The organism is Legionella massiliensis (assembly GCF_000756815.1).
Lineage (GTDB): Bacteria > Pseudomonadota > Gammaproteobacteria > Legionellales > Legionellaceae > Tatlockia > Tatlockia massiliensis.
In genome coordinates this window covers 1254833-1275761 of sequence record NZ_CCVW01000001.1, presented here as the reverse complement: position 1 = coordinate 1275761, position 20929 = coordinate 1254833, and the positions used below count along the sequence as shown (strand labels likewise).

The window sequence follows — 20929 nt, the reverse complement described above, 5'->3', positions numbered from 1 at the left end:
TCATTCTCCAATAGTATTTGAATTAGGTATGCCTCTTTTACGATAAATCTTTAAATCCTTTTCAACCTCCTCATACTGATGTTTTGTAGCTAAAAACTGAATGGATTCTTTAGTGCCAAGACATAGAAATCCTCTGTAAATTAAACTATCGGTAAATAAGTTAATAACCCGCTCTTGTAATGGACGATTAAAATAAATCAAAACATTACGGCAGAGTAATAAATGTATTTCACCAAACACCCCATCACAGACCAAATTATGATAAGAAAAAATCATGTTTTTCTTTAAAAAACTCTTCATAACTAGTGTTTGATTTTTAATATCATAATAATCAGAAAAGCCACTCTTTCCACCAGCTTCTTTGTATGACTTCTCGTGAAGTTCAAGCTGTCCTAAATCAAAAACTCCAGCACTGGCATGACCTAGAGATTCCTTATTAAAATCAGTAGCATAAAAATGCGTTTTACTTAAAAACCCTTCTTCATACAATAAAATAGCTAGCGAATAAACTTCTTCGCCAGTAGCGCAACCAGCGACCCATACTCGAATAAAGGGATAGGTTTTTAGTACGGGAACAATTGTTTTTCTAATCGCTAAAAAGACCTCAGGATCACGAAAAAAACTAGTGACGGTGACTGAGAAATCATTTAATAACTGCTCAAAGAAACTGACATCGTGGATCAGCTTAGTTTGTAAGTCAGAAATATATTTTAAGCCAGATAACTTTAAGCGATGGAGAATGCGCCTTTCGAGAAAGGTCGTCGCATAAAGACTAAGATCGAAACCATAACATTTCTTCATGGCTTCCAACAAAAGCTCAATCTCGATATTTTGTTTAAGATTCATAAGCTCTTCTTATTTTGGGTAATAGCGAATGAAAGCTGTGTATTTTATCCCTCTCCCCCACGCTCACTATCATTAAGTTAAGGGCATTTGTCATTCCCGCGAAGGCGGGAAACCATCTCCACATTGTTACTGTGCTTAACTAGAAATAGTTTCCCGCCTTCGCGGGAATGACAAAATCTCCCTTAACTTAACGGTAGTGTCCCCCACGCTACGCGCGGTGGAGAGGGGAACCTATGGTTTTAAACAGCATCCTCAGTTGTTAACTCCGCCGCAACACCCTGCTCTGCACCCGCCTCTTTAAATAGCCAAACCTTAATCAGATTGACCAGCTTTTCCATATCAATAGGTTTGGTTAAATAATCATTAGCCCCGGCATTCAAACAAGCGACCCTATCCTCCAACATCGCTTTGGCTGTTAAAGCAATAATGGGTAATTTTTGGAATCTCTCTTGTTTGCGTAAATAGGTCATCGCTTCAAAACCGTTCATAATCGGCATCATAATATCCATAAGGACTATCTCAATATCGAATTCCTGTTCCAGTTTTTCGATAGCATGCTTGCCATTTTCAGCGATAATCACCTTTAGCCCATGCTTCGTTAAGGCGCTCGATAAGGCAAAGGCATTACGCATATCATCGTCAACAAGTAAAATTTTACGATTTTTAAGGACAACCTCAGCAGCATGAAGTAGCTGGACTGTTTTCTGATTCGCTGGAAGATTAGCTTGCATGCTATGCAAGAATAGCTGCGTTTCATCTAATAAACGCTCTGCGGAGTTAACACCCTTAATGACAATACTATTCGAATATTCCTTAAGTAATTTATGCTCTTTTGAGGATAAATCTCGTCCGGTATAGATAATGACGGGAGGAATGACGATTTGTTTCTCGTCACTCAGCTTTTTCATTAAATTAAAACCAGTGGTGTCAGGTAAATTTAAATCAAGAATGATTAAATCAAACTGATTCGCTTTGAGTTGCATCTCAGCTTCTTGACCTGTTTGCGCCGTGGTAATAATCACATTTTCATTGCGAATGACAGAGGCAATAGCAATTTGACTTTCGTGATTATCCTCAACAATAAGAACCTTTGCTTTAATATCTCCAGTTTTTTGAGCTGGCGGAGACGTTTTTACCTGATGATTAACCGTATTCAAATCACGTATAAATTCTTTCTCATTGGAAAAACCCTCTACTTTACAAGGGAGATAAAGCGTAAACGTTGAGCCTTCACCCGTTTTTGAGCGAATGTGAAGCTCTCCTCCTAAAAGTTTTGCTAGTTGTCTTGATATAGTTAAACCTAAACCAGTGCCACCATATTTACGGCTAGTTGAGCCATCTGCCTGCTGAAAGGCCTCAAAAATTTCGCGCTGTTTATCTTCTGGAATACCAATACCTGTATCAACAACAGACAAGGCAAAGAATTCCTCAGAGGATTTTCTTTGCAGTGGCATCAATTCTGCCGATGCCTTTTCAATAGCTAAGGTAACGGAACCTTTGGAGGTAAATTTAAAAGCATTCGATAACAGATTCTTCAAAATCTGCTCAGTCCTTAAGGAATCGGAGAATATAGTGCGCGGGCAATTGGGCGAAATATTGGTTTTAAATTGAAGGTCTTTATTTTTTGCCAGAGGACTAAATTGTCGCTCCAAGTTAGATACAAGATCGTTTAGGGCAAAGGGTTCGATATGGATATCTAATTTACCTGCTTCAACCTTTGATAAATCGAGAATGTCATTAATTAAGGTTAATAAATCAATACCCCCCTCGTGGATTATCTTAGCTGCCTCTAGTTGATGTGGCGTGAGATTTTGTTCTTCATTCTCCGCCAGCTCTTTAGCTAAAATTAATAGACTATTTAAGGGGGTGCGTAACTCATGGGACATATTGGCTAAAAATTCAGATTTATATTTACTAGCAATTTCTAATTCCTTAGCCCTTCGTTCTAAGGCTTGCTTGGTAATTTCAATTTCCTTATTTTTACTTTCAATATCGTTTTTTTGTAGTTCTAAATCCTTGGTTCTATCAGCAAGTTCTTCATTGGAAACTCTCAGTTCTTCAGTTTGTAATTTAAGCCCTTGCTGGGTTCTTTCTAGCTCTCTGGTTTTTTCTTCTAACTCTTCATTGGAGGAACGCAGCTCTTCCTGTTGTGCCTGTGTCTCTTCGAGCAACGCTTGTAAACGAGATCTTGCGCTAGCCGAATTCAGGCTAATCGCAATATTTTCCGAGGCACTTTGCAAGAATGACAGGTGATCGTCAGTAAAAAGATCAAGGGTACCGATCTCCAAAACAGCAATTAACTGTTTTTCAAAAATAATAGGGATAACCATAATCATCCGGGGAGCGGTTTCACCAAGACCGGAGGTAATTTTTATGTAGTCCTCAGGAATATTAGAAATAACTATCGCTTTCTTTTCTCGTGCACATTGCCCTACTAAACCTTCTCCAAGCTCAAAAATATTGGAGATATTTTTTCGTTTGGTATAAGCATAGCTTGCGACAAGCTCTAACTTGTTCTTGTTTAAAAGATAAAAAGCCCCAATGTGTACATTGACCAATTCAGACAGTTTATTAAGCAGATTACTGGCAAGCTCTTCGATATTTAGCTCACCACGCATGACATTGAATAACTCCGATAAACTGGTTTTAAGCGTGTTTTGCCTATCTAAATTGGTAATCGCAGCTTCCATTTCCTTGCGAGATTTTTCAATTAAATATTTCTGTTCTGAAATGTCAGTAGAAAATTTAACGACTTTAAATGGTCGATTCACTAAATCAAGAATCGGGTTATAGGAAGATTGCATCCAAACTTCTTTGCCATTTTTGCCGATTAGCTTAAATTCGCCTGCTTCAAACTGTCCGCGGTTAAGTTTATCCCAGAACGCTTTATAGTCCTGACTATCCCGATGTTCAGCACTTACAAAAAGATTATGATGCTTCCCTTGTATTTCGCTAATACTGTAGTTCATCACATTCAGAAAATTTTCGTTAGCACTAATGATGCTGCCATCCATATTAAATTCAACGAGACATTGAACCTTTCCTAAGGCTTCAAGATACCAGCCTGCTGTACTTTGCTGGCTAAATACTTCAGATACAATCGCTAAGTCTAACTTGATTAAACGGGTAAAGGCTGAAACAGTGGCTTTAATTTGTGCTTTGGGAAGACCCGATTCTTGGATATGGCTTAGCCACCATTCTGCTGAAAAACTAATTGCAGAAATATGGACAACCAGGGGTAGCTTAATCTTTGCATGAACTTCGCCAATTCGATGCCGGCCTTTTAAGAATTTTTCATTAATCTCAGCATTAAAAAATTCGGCCCAGTAGAATTGTTGTTGATTTTTGACACGATCACGAACGGACTTATCAGAAAAAAATTGATTGTATTCCTCTAAGGTTTCCATCCAATTGTAGAATTCATCTAGAAATTGCTTGATAGCACCTTCTTCTTGAACTTTTTCACCATATTGCCTAAGGGCAATTAAGTCAGCTTCTTTGATTTCAAAACGTTTTTTGATAGCTATTGGATCTAAAAGAATACTCATTGGTGTTTCCCTCACAGTCCATTCCTTAAAAATAGGTAATAGGTCACTCCCCCTTTGCCTACATTCCGTCATCCTGAGCGCAGCGAAGGATCTCCTGGATGAGGGGATGAGGCACTGTGCTAATCCCGGAGATCCTTCGCTGGCTCTGGATGACGGGTTATCTTAGGGTGAAGGGGGGGCTATTACAAAAATAGTGGCTAGATGAATATCACCTTTGTATGAGACAAAAATTAAAGATCCTCTTAGATATCTCAAATCCCCGCGGCTTGACCCGCGGGAGTTCGAATTTTTTTGAGATTGCTTTCTTTGCCTCGTATAAGGGTATATCTCAGCCAAACTTACCCCTGCGACAATGGGGCACATTATCAAAATAGCGTACCAAAAGCTAGGAAAATTTACTTTTTTTGCTATTTATAAATATTTGTTTTTATTGATTTACAGGGGTTGTTGGGCAAAAAAATTCCAAAATCCAAAGCGCTAACTAAATTCTGCTAGCTGATTCCATAAAAAAAACCTTGAGATCCCAAAATCTTTTTCTCTACATGCCTAGTGAAACTCATCGATACTAAAATTTCTTGAAAGCTCAGGAAATAGAGGAAAACCTTTGTTTTGTTGATAAATTAACCAGCAAATGCAGTATAGCTTATTTGAAATTACTACCTATCGTTAAGTGAGTTGCTTGTGTTGTGTTCAAAGCCTGTATCTCTTGCTTAAAGCGGTCTGAGACATAGCCAGAAGAAGTATATAAATTTTGCTGCTGATAAGAATCAATTAATTTCTTGATTGGCTGCCCCCTTACTAGGGAATCCAATTTACCATTTGATAAGGCACCTTGATGTGGTGCTAAGGTATCGAAAGTTTTATTACCAAGTAATACTTGAATTAAAGCCTTTGCTGCTTGAATTTTTTCATCTTGAGAATACCCAAAGTTAAACTCTTTCCCGAAAATCTCAAAACTGGTTGTATATTCTTTTTGAAACGAACGTTCTGATATATACCTACTTAACCCGGTAGTAAGTGCCTCGTTTTTTACTGATGTCTGGTAGTTTGTTTTACAAAATTCTGTTAGGTCTAAATGAAAATTTGGAATAGAGTATTCATGTAGCAAAGAACCCCTCACTTGGGGGCAAATATCAGGAAGAACTTTGAACCAGCAGCCCTCATCAGCCCATCGGGCACCCTCTCCCCATGTCTGGGGAAAAGGGGAAAATGAGACTAGTTCTTTGAGAGGAAAACTGAATGAAAAGAATAATTCTTAGTTTGTGTTTTTTAACCCTACAACCTTGTTATGCGCATACACCACAGAAAAGTTCAGTTAATTTTTCGCCTGGTATTGGTACACCGATCACAACCAGTACTACGGGTACTTTAGAGAAAAGTAGTTGGTCAATCAATCAAAGAACTGAGTACTACCGAACTCGGTTATTATCGGTGAATACTTAGCTAAAAGCCAAACCAATCACATTAAGGATCCAAATAGCGGTGGTAATTCTATCTATTTACAGCCTGGCTTAAGATTAAATATGGGTAATAATATTTCTGCCTATCTTGGCGCTGGTTTTCCTATTAGTGAGCGATTAAACGGCGTACAAAATAAAGGCAGTTATGCACTTTTTAGCGGGATTGATGTGACTTTCTAAGAGGTCTATTTTGGGGTTCCTAGACCCATTTCTGAATCCGCCTTAGCTACATCTTCATCAGCCCCCACAGATTCTCGCAGTTTTTCTTTAAATCTTGTTGTTTTTGCCCCACTCTTTCTTTCTGTAGGTGCTACCCTGTCCTCATCTCTTTGTGAGACTGCAGCAGCACTAGCAGAGCTAGAATGATACCTAGGAGCACTATTAAGATTAGTTAAAGTGGTTTGTAAGTTGCAACTTCGTTTATGCAAAGAAGCCGGCGTTATTATTGTGTCTTTTGTCAGCTTAGACGCACTAAATCCTTCTTCTTTCATAGCGACGTGGAGCGTATTATCCACCCCAGCTCTTATCACCTGAGCTGCGGTTGTGGAACAATTAAGTCTACAAAAACTATATTTGTCAGTACTCTCTGTTAACCGAACCATTTCCTCAAGCATACTTTCAGTATCGAGCGTAAACTCCATACCTGTTCCATCTTTATCTGTAGGGAGGTTGACAACATGTTCTGGTGCTTGTCCCCGGCTTCTATGCCGCTCAGAAAAATCCAGCTTGCAGATATTAATCTGTTGCCTAAGAGCATTTATCTCCCTAATAACCACCTCCGTTCTGGCATATTCATCTTCTGTCAGATTTAACTCTTGATTAACTGGCCGCCCCTCTCTTTGTGCATTAGCAATTTCCTCACTAAAGATTTTCCCCTTTGCCGCAAGACGATCATTTTCGGCTACAAGCTCTTCCTGGCGAGCTATTAATTGCTGGTAGGCTAGATCGTCTTCAAGATCTTTTACCAAACTAGGGTGATCTACTCCAAATACTTTTACAATTTCCTTATCAGCTACTAAAGCTCCTTTGACTACCGTTTTATTTGCTGAAGGAATTTCCTCTTCACCAAAAAATCCTCTGTGATACCTCGTTGCCATTTTTTCACCAGGTTCATGCCGCCATTCTGCTGAGCTGTCTTCCTGAAAGTTATTGATATGATGGCCATTCACTGCACCAGGCCACCAACTGAAATAAGCAAAGTAAACCACCCTCTCTTCCGCCATATATCGGCCATCCACCTTTTTAGTAACAAGTTCCGTTCTTTTGCTAATCGAAAGTCCTTTGGTATCCTGATACTTGGCTGCTAGAGCATCGCCGTCCTCATTTGCTGGCCAGGTTAGCTCAATAGCCGCATGACCGACATTTCCGCCTAGTAAGGTTGATTTAATAGGTGTCTTAAATCCTCTCCATCCCTTAGAGCCACTTTTCCAAGTATAAACAGTAAGACCCATTTGCTAACAAACTCAGGTACAGCATGATTTAATTATAGGTCACAACCAAATCCAAATGGTCTTCTTTTAACCAGAGTTTCATTCTGTTCTTTTAACAGATGATAATCATTTAGTTTGGACTAGTTATATAGAGAGAAGACTCCTCAGACTCAAGCGTATTTTCTTTTAGCCTGTCGCAGTCTTTGATTTCAATAAACTTTGGTTTTCTCTTTATTGGAAAGGTGGTAAGCGCATCACAAGAGCTTAGGCTAAGTTCGCGTAAGCGAGGCATCGTCATATAAATAGATTGCACTGGTAATTTTATGACTTCTAATTTAATAAGCAGCGGAAAGCTCAATCCCTCCGAATGTTCATTGCCCAAGCAACCATTAATATTAGATAAATTATGAAGCGTTAGAGAGATCAATTTATTTTGACAGGCAGCCAAAATTTTGCGCAATTTTGCCATAGTCAAGCTCTTACTATTTGCTATCGTTAGCTCTTGGATTTCTGAATCTTTAATGATCTGGACTAAGATGTCTTCGTTTTGAAACTCGCCATTGATAAAAACTCGTGTAAAACGACATAGTTTTGCTATTTTAGTAGCTTGTCTTTGCTCAAGGTAACTTAATTTGGGCAACCTTGCCCAGTTTAAACTATTTAAAATAGCCAATTTGATTGTAGGTTCAAGAGGCTTAAAGGCCTCATAAAATTCTTCCCAGGATTGGTAGGCCAAGAGGGTAATATGTTCAACTTCTAATTGGTCTCTTAGTGACAAGGACCTATCAGACTCAAATCGATGTAAGCGCATATCTTGTTTTATATCATCTTCCCGACGCATCTCTTCTATTGTTTTCCTTGAATCGTCGGTAATAGCTAGGACATTATTTTTATCGAGCCATAAAGCAACCTCTGAATTTCCCTTAGCTACTGCACATTCCAATAACTGCGAACTTAGGCTGTAATTTGCTACCTTCAATTGGTAAAAGCACAGTTGCGGGTATATTTTTACTATCATATTTAGCCAGGAATAAGTCATAAGAATACCATCATTCCAGGGGAACACCTTTAATAATTCGCAAAGGGCTTGTTCCATGTCAGTCTTTTCATAGATACGTGAGCGGCGTACACACATTGCCAAAGCCTCACCATAGGTTTCACAAGTTTTTTTAGTACTAGTTGTTTTTTTAGAACTTGGTTTCCATAAACTTAATAAAGACTGTGAGTTTCGCGGCTTCTCTTCTGATGAGTCATGAGGCCTTTCATGAGTTAAGGCTCTTAATTGCGATATAGAAATAACGAAGGCCTCTTTATTGGGCAAAATATCTTCCAAGGGCGTCTTGGAAATTTTCAAATAGGCTTTAAGTGTGCTGCCAGGGTATTGTTGCCTGGCAATTTCATAGCCTTTAGCTAGCAAAGGCGAGCTCAAGCTAAAATAATCTTTCCAGGTTCCCTTAGGATGACTTTCTAGAAAGCTTTTGAGTTGCTGCAAAGAAATATAGAGTTCGGAAAGGGCATTGGCCGGTAACCTAAGTGGAAAGCCTAAATCACTCTTCGGTGGATGAAAAAGCTCCATTTGCTGCAATTTTGTATAGTCGTCATTTTGAATTTTAGCGGCTTCAAGGCAGCGTAAGATTAAGAGCTCTAAGGAGCCATTGAGTTGAATATTATCTGCAAGGATAGATTGCTGTATTTGCCCCAAAAGAAACAAAATACATTTGATTCCAGCACGATGCTTTGATTTATCAATCAAAACTTGGTTTTCGAATGCCTGTAAACCAACGTCAATTAATACAATCCGCCATTCATCAATGATGTACCAGGGCTCACCCTTTTCCTCTATTTTTTTCTTGATAATTTCAACTTGAAAATTATCGCCATTACCATCTTCAAAACCAAAGAGATAACAACCAAGAGCTAAGGATAAGGCACTGGGCGTATTGAGTAATTTCCAGAAATTATCGAGTTGTTCGTAAATTTTATTAACAACATTTTCTAAGGCAGCTTCATTTTTTACGATTAAATTAATTTTATCGGGAGGGATATTGAGAAAATATTCGGGTAATTTGCTAAAGCTAGGTATCCATTTGGCGACCTCAAACAGTTCAAAGCCAGAAACCAACTCAGGCCAATGATGAATAAAGGAACAAATCAAGCGACATTTTTCTTCGCCATAATCAGCCAAGATGCGTTTAAAACTCCCTCGTAAGCGATCAGAGGGATCAGCTCCCTTCGGGGCCTCAGCAAAATCACGTAAGCGATTTGGCGAATCGATAGTTAGATGATTTTTAATAATTTCTTCAATCATATCATCTACCGTTTGATCTCTACGGTAGTATTCTTTAGTTATCCATTGTTTTACGGCTTTTAAGAGACTTGCCTTACCCCCGCGACTTGCAATAGTTTCAGTCCATTCTTTAAGGACTAACCAATTGGCTAGAGTAACACCTGGAACAGAGAGACTGGCGTTTAAATATTGCGGTTCAATTTCAGAATGATCGGGTTTGAACAGGTTTGAAATCCGTAAGGGGGTAATCGGGGTCACCATCGATTGCCAATGTTGTGGCGAGAATTCCTTCAAAAAAGTATGAATGAACTGCTCTAAACCCGTGCCTAAGCCATTATCAGTCCCCAAACTCCTCTCCGCTTTATAATGAATGCCCTGTCTTTGAGTCACAGGGTGAGAAGCGCCAGGATATTCACTCCACACTCTTTCACCCCTAGGACTTAAGCCAAGCAAATGAAAGGCAAGAGCAGGCTCAATAGTGCAGGCACCAATGAGAGGGCCAGTGATTAATGCCTTTGGCTGAGCGTTATGGAAAAAATCTTGGCTGTGCTCTGAAAAATCGACATAAATTTGTAGCAACCTACTAATAAGTTCATGTAATTTTCGATGGTAGTTTCTATTAGTATTGTTTTCTTGCAGCTGTTGATCGATGGTTTTTAGAATCTCAATAAGTTGCGATATTGGTTTATTAGGCTGCTGGGTTAGAGCGGCATACTCCGCTAATTTTTCGGGAGCTAACAAATAAGGCACTACTGAGTTAATTAATGCAGTTACTTTATTGATAGTTCCTGAGTTTGAAAGTAAATCTGGGTCGCTAGAACTATCTAATGACGTGCTATTCGATTTTAATGCACAAGAGGGTTCCTCTCTTGTGAATGTAAAAAAACTAGTCGCTGTATTTCGTCGGAGACCTTTCTTTAAGGGCATCGATAAAGGCTCTACATTATTTGTCAATTTTCTCTGGGGCGTGACACTTCGCGTTTTCAACTTAGAAGAAAGCGAATCGAGTTGTTCTAAAATTAGCACTGGTGTACTTTCCTCAGCGCTTGGCTTTTTACTCTCTTCTTTTCTGATTTCCAATTTAATTATTAAGGCGCATAGTTCCCCACGAGTTTGATCAAATAAAGAGGGCTCTAAGGGATTATCAGAATCGACATTGAGTATTTTAGACTTAAAATCGATTTTGCTTCGATCAACTGTTGCGCTCTCAGTCAGACTATTTGGATATAAGCCAAAATGATCGGCGCGTAATTCAATATTGGCTAAAGCTGTTTTAAGAGTAATCCCTTGTCTACCATTTAGTATTAATTCGATATCTACTCCATTTATTAATTTTTGAATTCTACTAATATAATTGGGCGTCGCAAAAACGCCCTTGGTATTGTGGTCATAGACACTAGGCGCTGAAAAAAATTGATTAGGTGTTGCCAATAATGAAAAAACAACTTCATTGCCGCTAATTTCAAGCGTAACTTTAAGGTCGTCATGATAATTAGAACAAATTGCGTCCTTAAATAATTGCACTAATATCGTTGCCAAAATTGTATTCTTCGATTTAAGTGTTTTTGCATCAATGTTGAAATGAGAAACAATTTTTTTGTGTAACACACCACCTAATTCGACAAGCAAGGCAAAGCTATCAAGTAAGTTTAAAACTGAAAATTGATCTGAATTATTGTTTGCTTCCCCTCTAATAATATTAATATGGCTGTTGATATCCGGTATTTTTTGCTTTTTATCAGTTGACTGTAATCCGCTGATAAAATTATCAATGGTTTTTTGCGTGTTTCCTCTTCTTTTATCTAATCTTGTTTGCATGCTTTGATCGCTCACATTGCCCTTATAAAATTGATTGGCAATCTGACCAGAATTTGTAAGCAACAGGGTGCTCCACGCCGGGTAAATTTTGACTAATTTGACCTCGCCGCTGCTTGAAGGGTCTGCTATAGGAATAACCCAACAGTTTTTAGATTGATGAGGTATAACCGCATCTAACTGAAGCATTTCTAATTGGGTATTAAGATTATATTTAGGGTCGATATAGAGTTCATAATTTGCTGTTCGTCGAAATTTAAAGATTTTAAAAAAATTCTCATTCGTGGCAAAAATAACGACATTGATTCCCAGATAAGCAGCAATTCCCTGTTCATCATAGATTTTTAAAAGCTGAAGTGTCTGTCTAAGTTTTGTGGTTATTTCCAGACACTCTTTTGGGTCTTCCAGAAAACTCACTAGTTCACAGATTAGGTCACATAAGTTTTCATTAGATATTTCAGGTTGTTGTTCAACAACTGATTGGATAGTGCTTGCCAGTAAAAATGATTTAGTTAAATGTGGCAGGCCTTGTGCAAATAGCTCCTTCATGCCGTTCACAAAGAATAGTTGATTCGAGCCAGAACTGGCTATTAAGCCAGATATCTTTAATCTAAAATCATCTTCTTTCATTGTAGTGAAACCTGCTTTTGCAAAGCATTGGATGAATTAATAGATACTATTGCAGGTTTAAAAAATTGCCAATATTGTTTCTCACTAATAAGACCTTGCTTGCGATCTTTTTCGATTTGCTCTGGTGGCCGTTCACAAGGTTTACCCCAACCGCCGCCATTTCCAGTAACGATTCTTAGGATATCCCCTCGTTTCAATTCAATTTCTGTGACTGTGGAACGATGCTCTACCTGACCATTCTCAGCATGGACAATTTCTATATAGTTATTCGAACCAGGATTACCATCAGCTAAGCCCCAGGGTTTCACATCTGACCTGGTGTAAAAGGCTGTAGCCCAATTCTCATCAGATAAAAACAAAATCTCTTTGCAAATTCCTTTGCCACCACAGTATTTGCCTTCGCCACCCTCCTCTGGATTAAAGGAATGGCGAAGAATTAAGATATTGTTGTTACGTGCTTCAAGTACTTCGTTTGAGGTATTTTGGGTGTTTCCATGAAAAAAAGAATGAGTTGCTGAGGCACCGTCTAAACCATCGGATCCACCATGGCCACCTGATTGCGGTTCAACGACTTGCCAGGATTTGCCTGTTTCCGCATGCTTCCCGCCAAACAAGGTTCCACAGATCGAAGAAAATCCGCCCGCAGGGATGTTTTTGATTGCTGCTTTGGCCAGGGTTTGCTGAAGTAAGCTATGCAGTACGACCCAGGTTTCAAAATAAAAACCTTGGGGCGCAGGATAGTTAGGATTAAAAATGGTTGCTTTGGTAGTTAAGACCTTAAGGCAACGAAAGGCTCCTTCATTGCAGACGGCAGCAGAGGTCACCGAGGCTAAAATAGTTCGCGCAGCAACAATTGCAGCATCTTCACTTAAATTAAAAGGGCCTGTCGATTGCTTGGGATTGTCGCGTAAATCGATAATCATTTCTTCAGGGCTAATCGTGATGACCGCATTAAAGGTTTGCTTATCATCTTGTAATTCTGAAAATTCAAATCGTCCTTGAGGTAGTTTTTTAAGATTAGCTCGAGTAATTTCCTCGCCATATTTTTGGTAGGCGTCTAAGGCCTCTAAAAACACAGGGCTACTGTATTTTCTTACTAATTCGAGCGTCGCCTGTTCTCCTTTTCGGACTGCTGCCACAGCAGCCATAATATCGCCCTTCAAATTATCTTTCATCCGGCTTGCATCTACGAACTTATTGAAGAACTCCTCATTACGAATATTTTCAGAATAAAGCTTGGTAGGAGGAACAAAGAAGCCCTCATCATCGATATGCTTTGCTTCAGGAGACAAACTTCCATGGGCAATGCCGCCAATATCATTTTGATGGGCGATCACCACGGAAAAAGCGATTAGTTGATCATGATCATCAAAAATAGGCATCACCAGAACTAAATCCGAACGATGTGTTACTCCACCATGATAAGGATCATTAACGGCAATAATATCGCCTCTTTTCAAGGTACCGCCTAGCGCCTTAATAACGGCCTTCACTGGAAAATCGAGTAAGACAGTAAACCCCGGCATACCAGCACCTGAGCTAATCAAATTTCCCTGGGCATCAGTAAGCCCTGTGCTCATATCAAGGACTTCATAAATAATAGGACTCATGGCCGTTCGAATAACCTGGCTAAACATTTGCTGGGTAATACTCACAATGGAATGTTGAATAATTTCTTGGGTAATCAATTCATTTTTTCGTAGAACCTGTTGATCCTTCATCAAGGGCGCAACATCCATATTGATTTGGCCAAATTCATCGACACAGCCTGTCATTCCTGGAAGAACTAAAAAAGTACCACCTTGATTTTCAATAACGGCAGGACCTGAAAATTTCATACCCGGTTTAAACTGACTTCCGTCGTAAACAGTAGCTTCGCAGTAACCATCTTCAACGAAATCGATCATGCGTTTTTTATTAGTATTAGATGATGTTGACTCCTCGGCCTGGAGTTTTTGTTGATTTAACTCGAGGATCTTTACCGTAGCTTCGATACGTATTTTAACCAAATCAATGGGTGAATTATCGAGGCTGAAAGTAAAGGCTTTGCGATGTTGCTCGCTAAAAATAGCCTCTATTGCTTGGCGATTAAATTCATTCTTTCCTAAAGGAATTTCTACGGAATGTCCCTGCCCTTCATACTGCAAACAAGCAAAATAACTTAGATTTACTTCAGGGTTATTAAGCTCTTTTGCAAAAGATTTCTTTGCTTTTAATTCAAGTTGATGAAAACTCTCTGCTAATAAGTCTGCAAAATTTTCACTAGCTAAGGATGCTATAACCGTTTGTGAGTAATCACGCCGTAAATCACTGCCCAACATGCCATCAGCGGAAAACACTTCTGAGTGCGGAGGAATAACTATCTTAGTCATGCCTAAAAACTGGGCTAATCGACCTGCATGCATCCCTCCCCCGCCACCGTAGGGAACCAAGGCGAACTCTCTTGGATCATAGCCACGGCTGACCGAAACCGATTTTAAGGCTTGCAGCATATTATTCTGTGAGATCATTATTATATTTTTAGCGATTTCTCGACTGCTATTATGATCAATTTGTTCATATCCCAGTTTAGCTGCCAGGGTATTAAGCGCTCTGTGGGCTGCCTCAAGATCTGCTGTTTTTGTGCCATCAGCAAATTTTTCGGGATTAATCCAACCTAAGACCAGACAGGCATCGGTTACCGTAGGAGCCAAACCTCCTTTTCCATAGGCTGCTGGACCGGGTTGTGCACCTGCGCTCATCGGCCCAACCAATAGATGCCCGTAATCGTTAACCCAAGCAATTGATCCGCCACCATTACCGATTTCAGACAAATCAACGACGGGCATTTGTAAGGGATAGCCTGGCGAGGTTTCATTACGTCCAATCTCATAGAGTGATTTAATTTCGGGTTTTCCATCAACGATTACTGCGACTTTGAATGAGGTGCCTCCTACATCGATCCCCATGACTTTTTTGCCAAATTGACCTGCAGCAATAAAACCAGCTGCGGGTCCTGATTCGACAATCTGAATCGGGCAGTTTTTTATCCCTTCAACGGTCTCAATGCCGGCATTCGATTTCATAATATAAAAATTACCCTTGAATTGTCGCTCCTTTAGTTTTATCAATAGCTGGTCAAGGTATTGCTCAATAACGGGTTTAATATAAGCGGACATTACGGCGGTATTGCTTCTTTCATATTCGCGAAGCTCTTTACTAATATCCGTTGAGGCAACCACCGGAATAGTAGGCCAGAGTTTTTTTATTTCATCAGCGATTGCTCTTTCATGTGTCGGATTAGCATAGGAATGCAAAGTACAAATAGCGATTGCCTCAACACCTTCCTGACGAAAATAGTTGAGAATCTGAGGAATTTGATCCAGCTTAACGGGGCTAACAACCTTTCCATTGGCATTAATTCGTTCTTTAATTTCAAAACAGAGGTGGCGCTCCACAAAGGACTCAGGTTTTTGAAAATTGAGATTAAAAAACTCTGGCCGCTCGCCTCTGCCCATATGAATGATATCTTTAAATCCTTCCGTGGTAATAAAACCTACCTTAGCTCCCTTTCGCTGTAAAATAGTATTAATACCAATTGTTGTACCATGGACAAGGCATTCAATTTTAGAGAAATCTAAGCCAACACTTTCAATAGCATTAAAAAAACCTCTTGAAAAATCCTCTGGAGTAGAATCCGTTTTGCAGGTGAGCGTTTCCCTTTGGCCATCTTCATATTCAACAAATGCAACTAAATCGGTAAATGTCCCCCCAATATCAATAGCAACGCGAGCTTTGCTAATAGAGGTATTCTTTGATCGCATAATTATCCTTAATTTTTGTTGATGCCGTTCTAAGTCGATTCCTGCAGAAGAGGACGTGAAATTTTAAGTGGATGGCCTGATTCATTCAACCAAAAAATTTATTTTTAGTGAAATTTGTCATCTTAATTAACAATTTTTAATATAGTAGGCCTTAGCTTAGCAAGGTATGAACAAAAGCATACCCCCTATTCCAAATACTACTAGCGAACTCACTTTTCCTTAACCAGCCACCGATATACTGATCAATAAGAGACCAGTTTGATCTTAAAAATCGAGGCTATCATGTTTAGTAAAATATCACGCAAAGAAACTGTTAATCCCGCACAAGGGCTTTTAGAAATAAAAAGCACTGATAAGATTATCAGTGCAACAGTTGGTGTTGAAGCTGAAGTTAGCCGCTTGACTCCCGGAAAACAAATCGCGCTCTTCGATGCGCCTCCAGAACTTAAAAACAATAAGTATGTATGTAAAGGTGAACCCGAACGTCTTCTTGAAAAAGGTCATCCTGTATTATCACGTCCCTATCATGTAAAAAATGAGAAAGGACAACTTGTTGATACCGGTTACGTACACGTAGCTCTTTATGAGGTTGATAATGAGGGAATGAATTCTGATTTACCAGAAAGTGGTAAAGGCATAAAAATAATAAAAGAAGGATACATCAAAAAGGATCATGTCAAATTAATTAATGGATTCAAACTAACCAAGAAAGAAAATTTGTTTGTAAAAAAACCAAGTATTAATGATATCCAACAAGGCAGTGAATTTGGTGATTGCTTTCTCTTAGCTGCGCTAAATGGAATTATGAGTCGAGAAGGTGGGCCAGAGTTAATTATGAGCATGATTAAACAGGAAGGAGATACTGCCTATGTCAGGCTGTTCGATCCAAAAACTAACCAACCTCTAATTTGTAAAGTAGGTATGTCTGAGTTTCATAAACGAGATTCTGGAAATAGTACAGTTCATCACCACCAACCTTGGGTGCATATGATTGAAAAAGCCTATGCCGGTTTAGGTTATGGTTCAAATAGTAAGGAAACCTATCCATCCTTCCGTGCTATCTATGGTAAAGGAGGAAGTATTGAGCAAGCGTTAAAAGTACTCACTGGGCAAGCGGCTACAACCCAACTGATCGAGCGAAGAATAGTCACTCCTTGGAATGACGACAACATGGTAACTACTGTCAGAATGCAATGTTTGAGGACAGACGGAAATAATGACAAATTTTTCGAAAATTTGAAAAATACCTTAGTAGAGTTAGATGTAAATCCAATGGTGTTAGAAATGGTTGAAAAGGTATTTAATAAAGATCCCGCAAATTTGAACCTGTGGTTTGACTTTTTAGCTAAGATTAAAACAGTTAATCAATCCAGACTCGAGGAAATCAAAAACCATCCAGCAGGGCAAGAACTATTTAAGAATTTAACAGAGAAACAAATTGTAGAAAAACTTAAAGAAATCACCACCCCTCCAATAGGACAGCAATTTGATACAAATTTTATTCGCACTATCAATGAATATTTAAAATTTAAAGAAATCAGAGATAATCCATCAGGGCAGCAATTTGATGCCGCCAGTTATACTCGCACTATCAATGAACTTTTAAGGTTTAACGAAAGTCATTTTGATGGAAATCCAGCTATAAAATCCATTCTAAAAAATTATACTGACCTGATTTTACCCAAATCAAATCTGGCAACAAAGGCTGTTGTCGCCGCAAGCACAGGAACAGGAATATACTCAACCTACCAAAATCAACTCTTTGATAAAATCAAAGGATCACTAGAGAGGAATTGCCCTGTAACTTGTGGAATGGGGAATACAGAAAATCATAATGCCTTTTATGAGATAGATGAAGCACAAGGGCTACATGCACAGCATGCCTATACAATCATCGGCTGTCGAGAAGAGACGAATCAGCTTGGAAAGAATAGCAAAATTATAACGCTGGCTAACCCCTGGGGCGAAGGCGGCGCAAAATACTTAGAACAATATGGCTCCCTAATCCTGACATCAAGCTCTAATGGTCAATTTAGTATTGATTTAAATGACCTCACCCGCTTCGCATCTGACGTGCAGATAGGTCAGCCAATCGATAGGAATCTTAAAAATCAAGTCGTGTTTGCACCTGAGAAGGCAAGAGCAGGTAAGGAATTCATGCAAAACCTTAGAAAAGAGGACCCAGAAATTAATATGGAAAACAGAGCAACCTTTTCTTAATTGAATGTGGTTTGGATGCAGCGCAGCGAAATCCGGGAAGTCTGACCACTGCTCCCGGATTTCGCTGCGCTCTGAGGAATCCTGGCATTTTTTTAAACAGAAAGCATGTGCCATATAAGTTCTTTCTGTTCTTTTGTGTGTCATTCCCGCGTAGGCGGGAACGACACACATATAAGTCAAAGTAACTGATTAATGTTCACATAGGTATCTAAATGATACTTTAATTAAAAAAATGTCAGGATCTCTCAGCGCTGCGCTGCATCCAGGCTACGAGGAATATCGGGGGCTGACCCCAATATCAATCTCTGGATAACTGCACCAATACGTAGTCAACTTAATTTCTCGTTAATCTTTAGAAACTATCCTCTCTCACAGAAATTTTACGAGTAAGCAATCTATTTAGATTGTTATTGTCCAATTATTTTAGGAGCAAAATTTATGAAAAGTAGATTTCTCAGAGACAATCCATTTCCAATAAGCGGAACCTATGAAAGTGACACATCTACTATTTTAGATTTAGATGAAGAGAAACTGTCTGGAGAATTAGAGGGCATGCAAGAGCTCAACTTCAGCGATGTAACCATAACTAAGGAAAGTCTAAACAAAATTTCAAAGGCGCTTTGCAGCAACGAGAGTATTAAATCATTGGCTTTATCTTGGCATAAATTAGATGATATTTCTGGCAATCTTCTATTTACAGCACTAAAAACTAATCAAAGAATAGTAAGAATCAATTTAGATCATGTCGAGATGTCTAAAGAAGATTGGCAAAGTTTATCCGATCTATTAAGGCAAAATACTAATTTATCCTACTTACGTATTGCTAGCTGTAACATGGTAAGTGGTGAGGCAGAGCTTTTTGCACAGGGATTGGCAATAAACACCAAATTAGAGGTCCTTCAGTTAAGGGAGAATAGGATTAATGAGACAGGTGGTCTTGCAATCGCTCAAGCACTAAGGAAAAACCGTCAATTAGGACTGACTAATTTAGCTGTATTTGGAAACTTTGGTATGGGTAGTGATGCTTGTATTGCAATCATGAAGGCTTGTAGATACTTAAGAAATTTAAAAGAACTTGACCTTTCTCATAACGGAATTAACGATAAAGCCCCTATTCTTAAATTACTGGATGAATGCCCGCAGCTAGAAGTGTTTTCTATGGAATCAAAAAGTCTTGATAATCCAATCGTTAGAAATGAGGTTTGGGAAACAATTCAAGTCAATAATACAAGATATCTGAGGTTGCAATATCTTTTTGCTTTCTATTTCTTGATGAAGGATGAGAATCCAATAATAGCAACTTTTCCCAAAGAATTAAGAAATGTGTTAATGCTAAAATTCATAGAGATAGATTTTAAAAACATTGAGAAACTAAGAGCCCAGTATACTTCTATAGATAATTCTTATCCTCAACCCAAAGAGCGTTATGTTTCTGACTCTGGTCTCTGTTTTATTTATCCTAGTGAGGAGGAGGCTCAACGTGCTTTTGCAGCAATTCCAGAGCATTTAAAAGTAAGCGAAGAGAAGCCAAAACATCCTCTTCGAACCGTGAAACATGATAAAAATACTATTAGCATTGGCAAACGAGAGGGTTCAAACACTAGCTTTCATGCAGCTGGTGTATTCACTCCCCACAAGGAGGCGGTGGCTATTGATTGTCACTCGGAGGAGAATGCAAAAATAATGTATCCCTTGTTCTTTAGCAAAGCAGTCGGGGTGCACCTGGGAACAAATGATAGGCAATTTTATCAAAGATCATATACGATTTATTGTGAAAACCCTGGAATTTTCAAAAAGTTACCAAAACCCGCCCCTAAACCTGCTCCTAAACCAAAAGACGAGGAGAAGTGCGTCCTACAGTAATCATCAAATACAAGTTTAAGGGTAGTTCGTTGTAATAGGCCAGTCCCCACCCCAGTATTGAATTCCCGCGGCTTGACCTATAGGTATCTAAACAAGTGACTGTAATAGACGCACGTCATCCAGAGCGCAGCGAAGGATCTCCGGGATTAGCACGATGCCACATTCAGGAGATCCTTCGCTGCGCTCTGGATGACGTAATGTTGAGACAAGGAGGGACATTTGTGTAGATACCTATGGGCTTGACCGCGGGATTTCGGGATGGGGGTGACCTTACGTTTCGTTTTTATGCTGTTAAGGCAAAGCAGAGAGCGGTAATTGCAAAAGCTCCGTATTCTGATAGGGGGCTCGTTCAAATACAATTAACATATTATAAAAATGTATGGATGAAGTGCTTTTACTAAAGTCAGTTACAGCTACTTGATTTCTTGTATGCATAGCGTTTAGTTCATCAATGAGCGTTTTACAACGTTCAATAAAAGAACCTGGCGATTTTACACCGCCGCCAAACTCTTCCCAATACGCTGTATTCAAATCCTCGACGATGTAGATGCCATCACGTGTCATCCGTGGATACAAATAAGTAAATGATCGATTAACATCGTCCATGTGATGACTCCCGTCATCTATTACTACATCGGGGCTACCAAATTCATCGAGCAGACCACTTAAAAATTGCTCATCACTTTGATCCCCAATACGAACAAAAACCTGACTGTTATCCAATTTTTTTCGACACTCACGGATATCTATAGTTACTATGCGTGCCAATGGACCAAAATACTGTTTCCACATTAAAGAAGAACCACCTTCTCCTGTGCCAATCTCAAATAACAATACAGGTCTATTCACCAAATGCTGCAAATGCCGTTCATAAGCTTGAAAATAGTGGGCGTTTTTAATCATTTGTAACCCAGACTGTGTCATAAAATAAGAATATAAATTCATAGTGGTATGCTTTATCGAAGATAGAATATTACTAATTAAATAATCTCATATATCAGTCTTTATTCTCAATATCCGTTGCTAC

Annotated in this window: 10 protein-coding genes; 3 read left to right on the top strand and 7 right to left on the bottom strand. The window is 39.1% G+C overall.

The features are described 5' to 3' along the window. From BN1094_RS05485 to BN1094_RS05475, 3 genes are all read right to left on the bottom strand, one after another. A complete protein-coding gene (locus BN1094_RS05485; protein WP_043873286.1) occupies positions 1-846 on the bottom strand; it encodes a CheR family methyltransferase in 846 nt (281 codons plus the stop codon). 239 nt (positions 847-1085) lie between these two features. Beyond that, a complete protein-coding gene (locus BN1094_RS05480) occupies positions 1086-4394 on the bottom strand; it encodes a response regulator (protein ID WP_052403150.1) in 3309 nt (1102 codons plus the stop codon). Positions 4395-5037: 643 nt separating this feature from the next. Further along, positions 5038-5502: a hypothetical protein gene (locus BN1094_RS05475; RefSeq protein ID WP_043873285.1), complete on the bottom strand. Its 465-nt coding sequence runs from the start codon at positions 5500-5502 to the stop codon at positions 5038-5040. A gap of 131 nt (positions 5503-5633) precedes the next feature. Here BN1094_RS05475 and BN1094_RS19635 point away from each other — a divergent pair, with 131 nt between their 5' ends. Further along, entirely contained in the window at positions 5634-5837 is a 204-nt protein-coding gene (locus tag BN1094_RS19635) for a hypothetical protein (RefSeq protein WP_141650428.1), read from the top strand. A gap of 202 nt (positions 5838-6039) precedes the next feature. Here BN1094_RS19635 and BN1094_RS05470 read toward each other — a convergent pair whose 3' ends face one another. From BN1094_RS05470 to BN1094_RS18760, 3 genes are all read right to left on the bottom strand, one after another. After that, positions 6040-7305, bottom strand: coding sequence for a hypothetical protein (locus tag BN1094_RS05470; RefSeq protein WP_043873284.1), 1266 nt, complete (start codon positions 7303-7305; stop codon positions 6040-6042). A gap of 109 nt (positions 7306-7414) precedes the next feature. Continuing rightward, positions 7415-12016, bottom strand: a complete 4602-nt coding sequence (locus BN1094_RS05465; protein ID WP_043873283.1) for a hypothetical protein — start codon at positions 12014-12016, stop codon at positions 7415-7417. Continuing rightward, entirely contained in the window at positions 12013-15819 is a 3807-nt protein-coding gene (locus tag BN1094_RS18760) for a hydantoinase B/oxoprolinase family protein (protein ID WP_052403149.1), read from the bottom strand. The genes BN1094_RS05465 and BN1094_RS18760 overlap by 4 nt, the downstream gene beginning before the upstream one ends. A gap of 282 nt (positions 15820-16101) precedes the next feature. Between BN1094_RS18760 and BN1094_RS05455 the strand changes: the two genes are divergently transcribed. Beyond that, positions 16102-18039, top strand: a complete 1938-nt coding sequence (locus BN1094_RS05455) for a C2 family cysteine protease (RefSeq protein WP_141650427.1) — start codon at positions 16102-16104, stop codon at positions 18037-18039. A gap of 438 nt (positions 18040-18477) precedes the next feature. Further along, complete coding sequence (locus tag BN1094_RS05450) at positions 18478-19902, top strand: leucine-rich repeat domain-containing protein (protein WP_043873282.1); 1425 nt, start codon at positions 18478-18480, stop codon at positions 19900-19902. A 291-nt stretch (positions 19903-20193) separates the two neighbouring features. On the opposite strand, the gene BN1094_RS05445 is transcribed toward BN1094_RS05450, so the two are convergent. Beyond that, positions 20194-20847, bottom strand: coding sequence for a class I SAM-dependent methyltransferase (locus BN1094_RS05445; protein ID WP_043873281.1), 654 nt, complete (start codon positions 20845-20847; stop codon positions 20194-20196). Positions 20848-20929 lie beyond the last annotated feature (82 nt).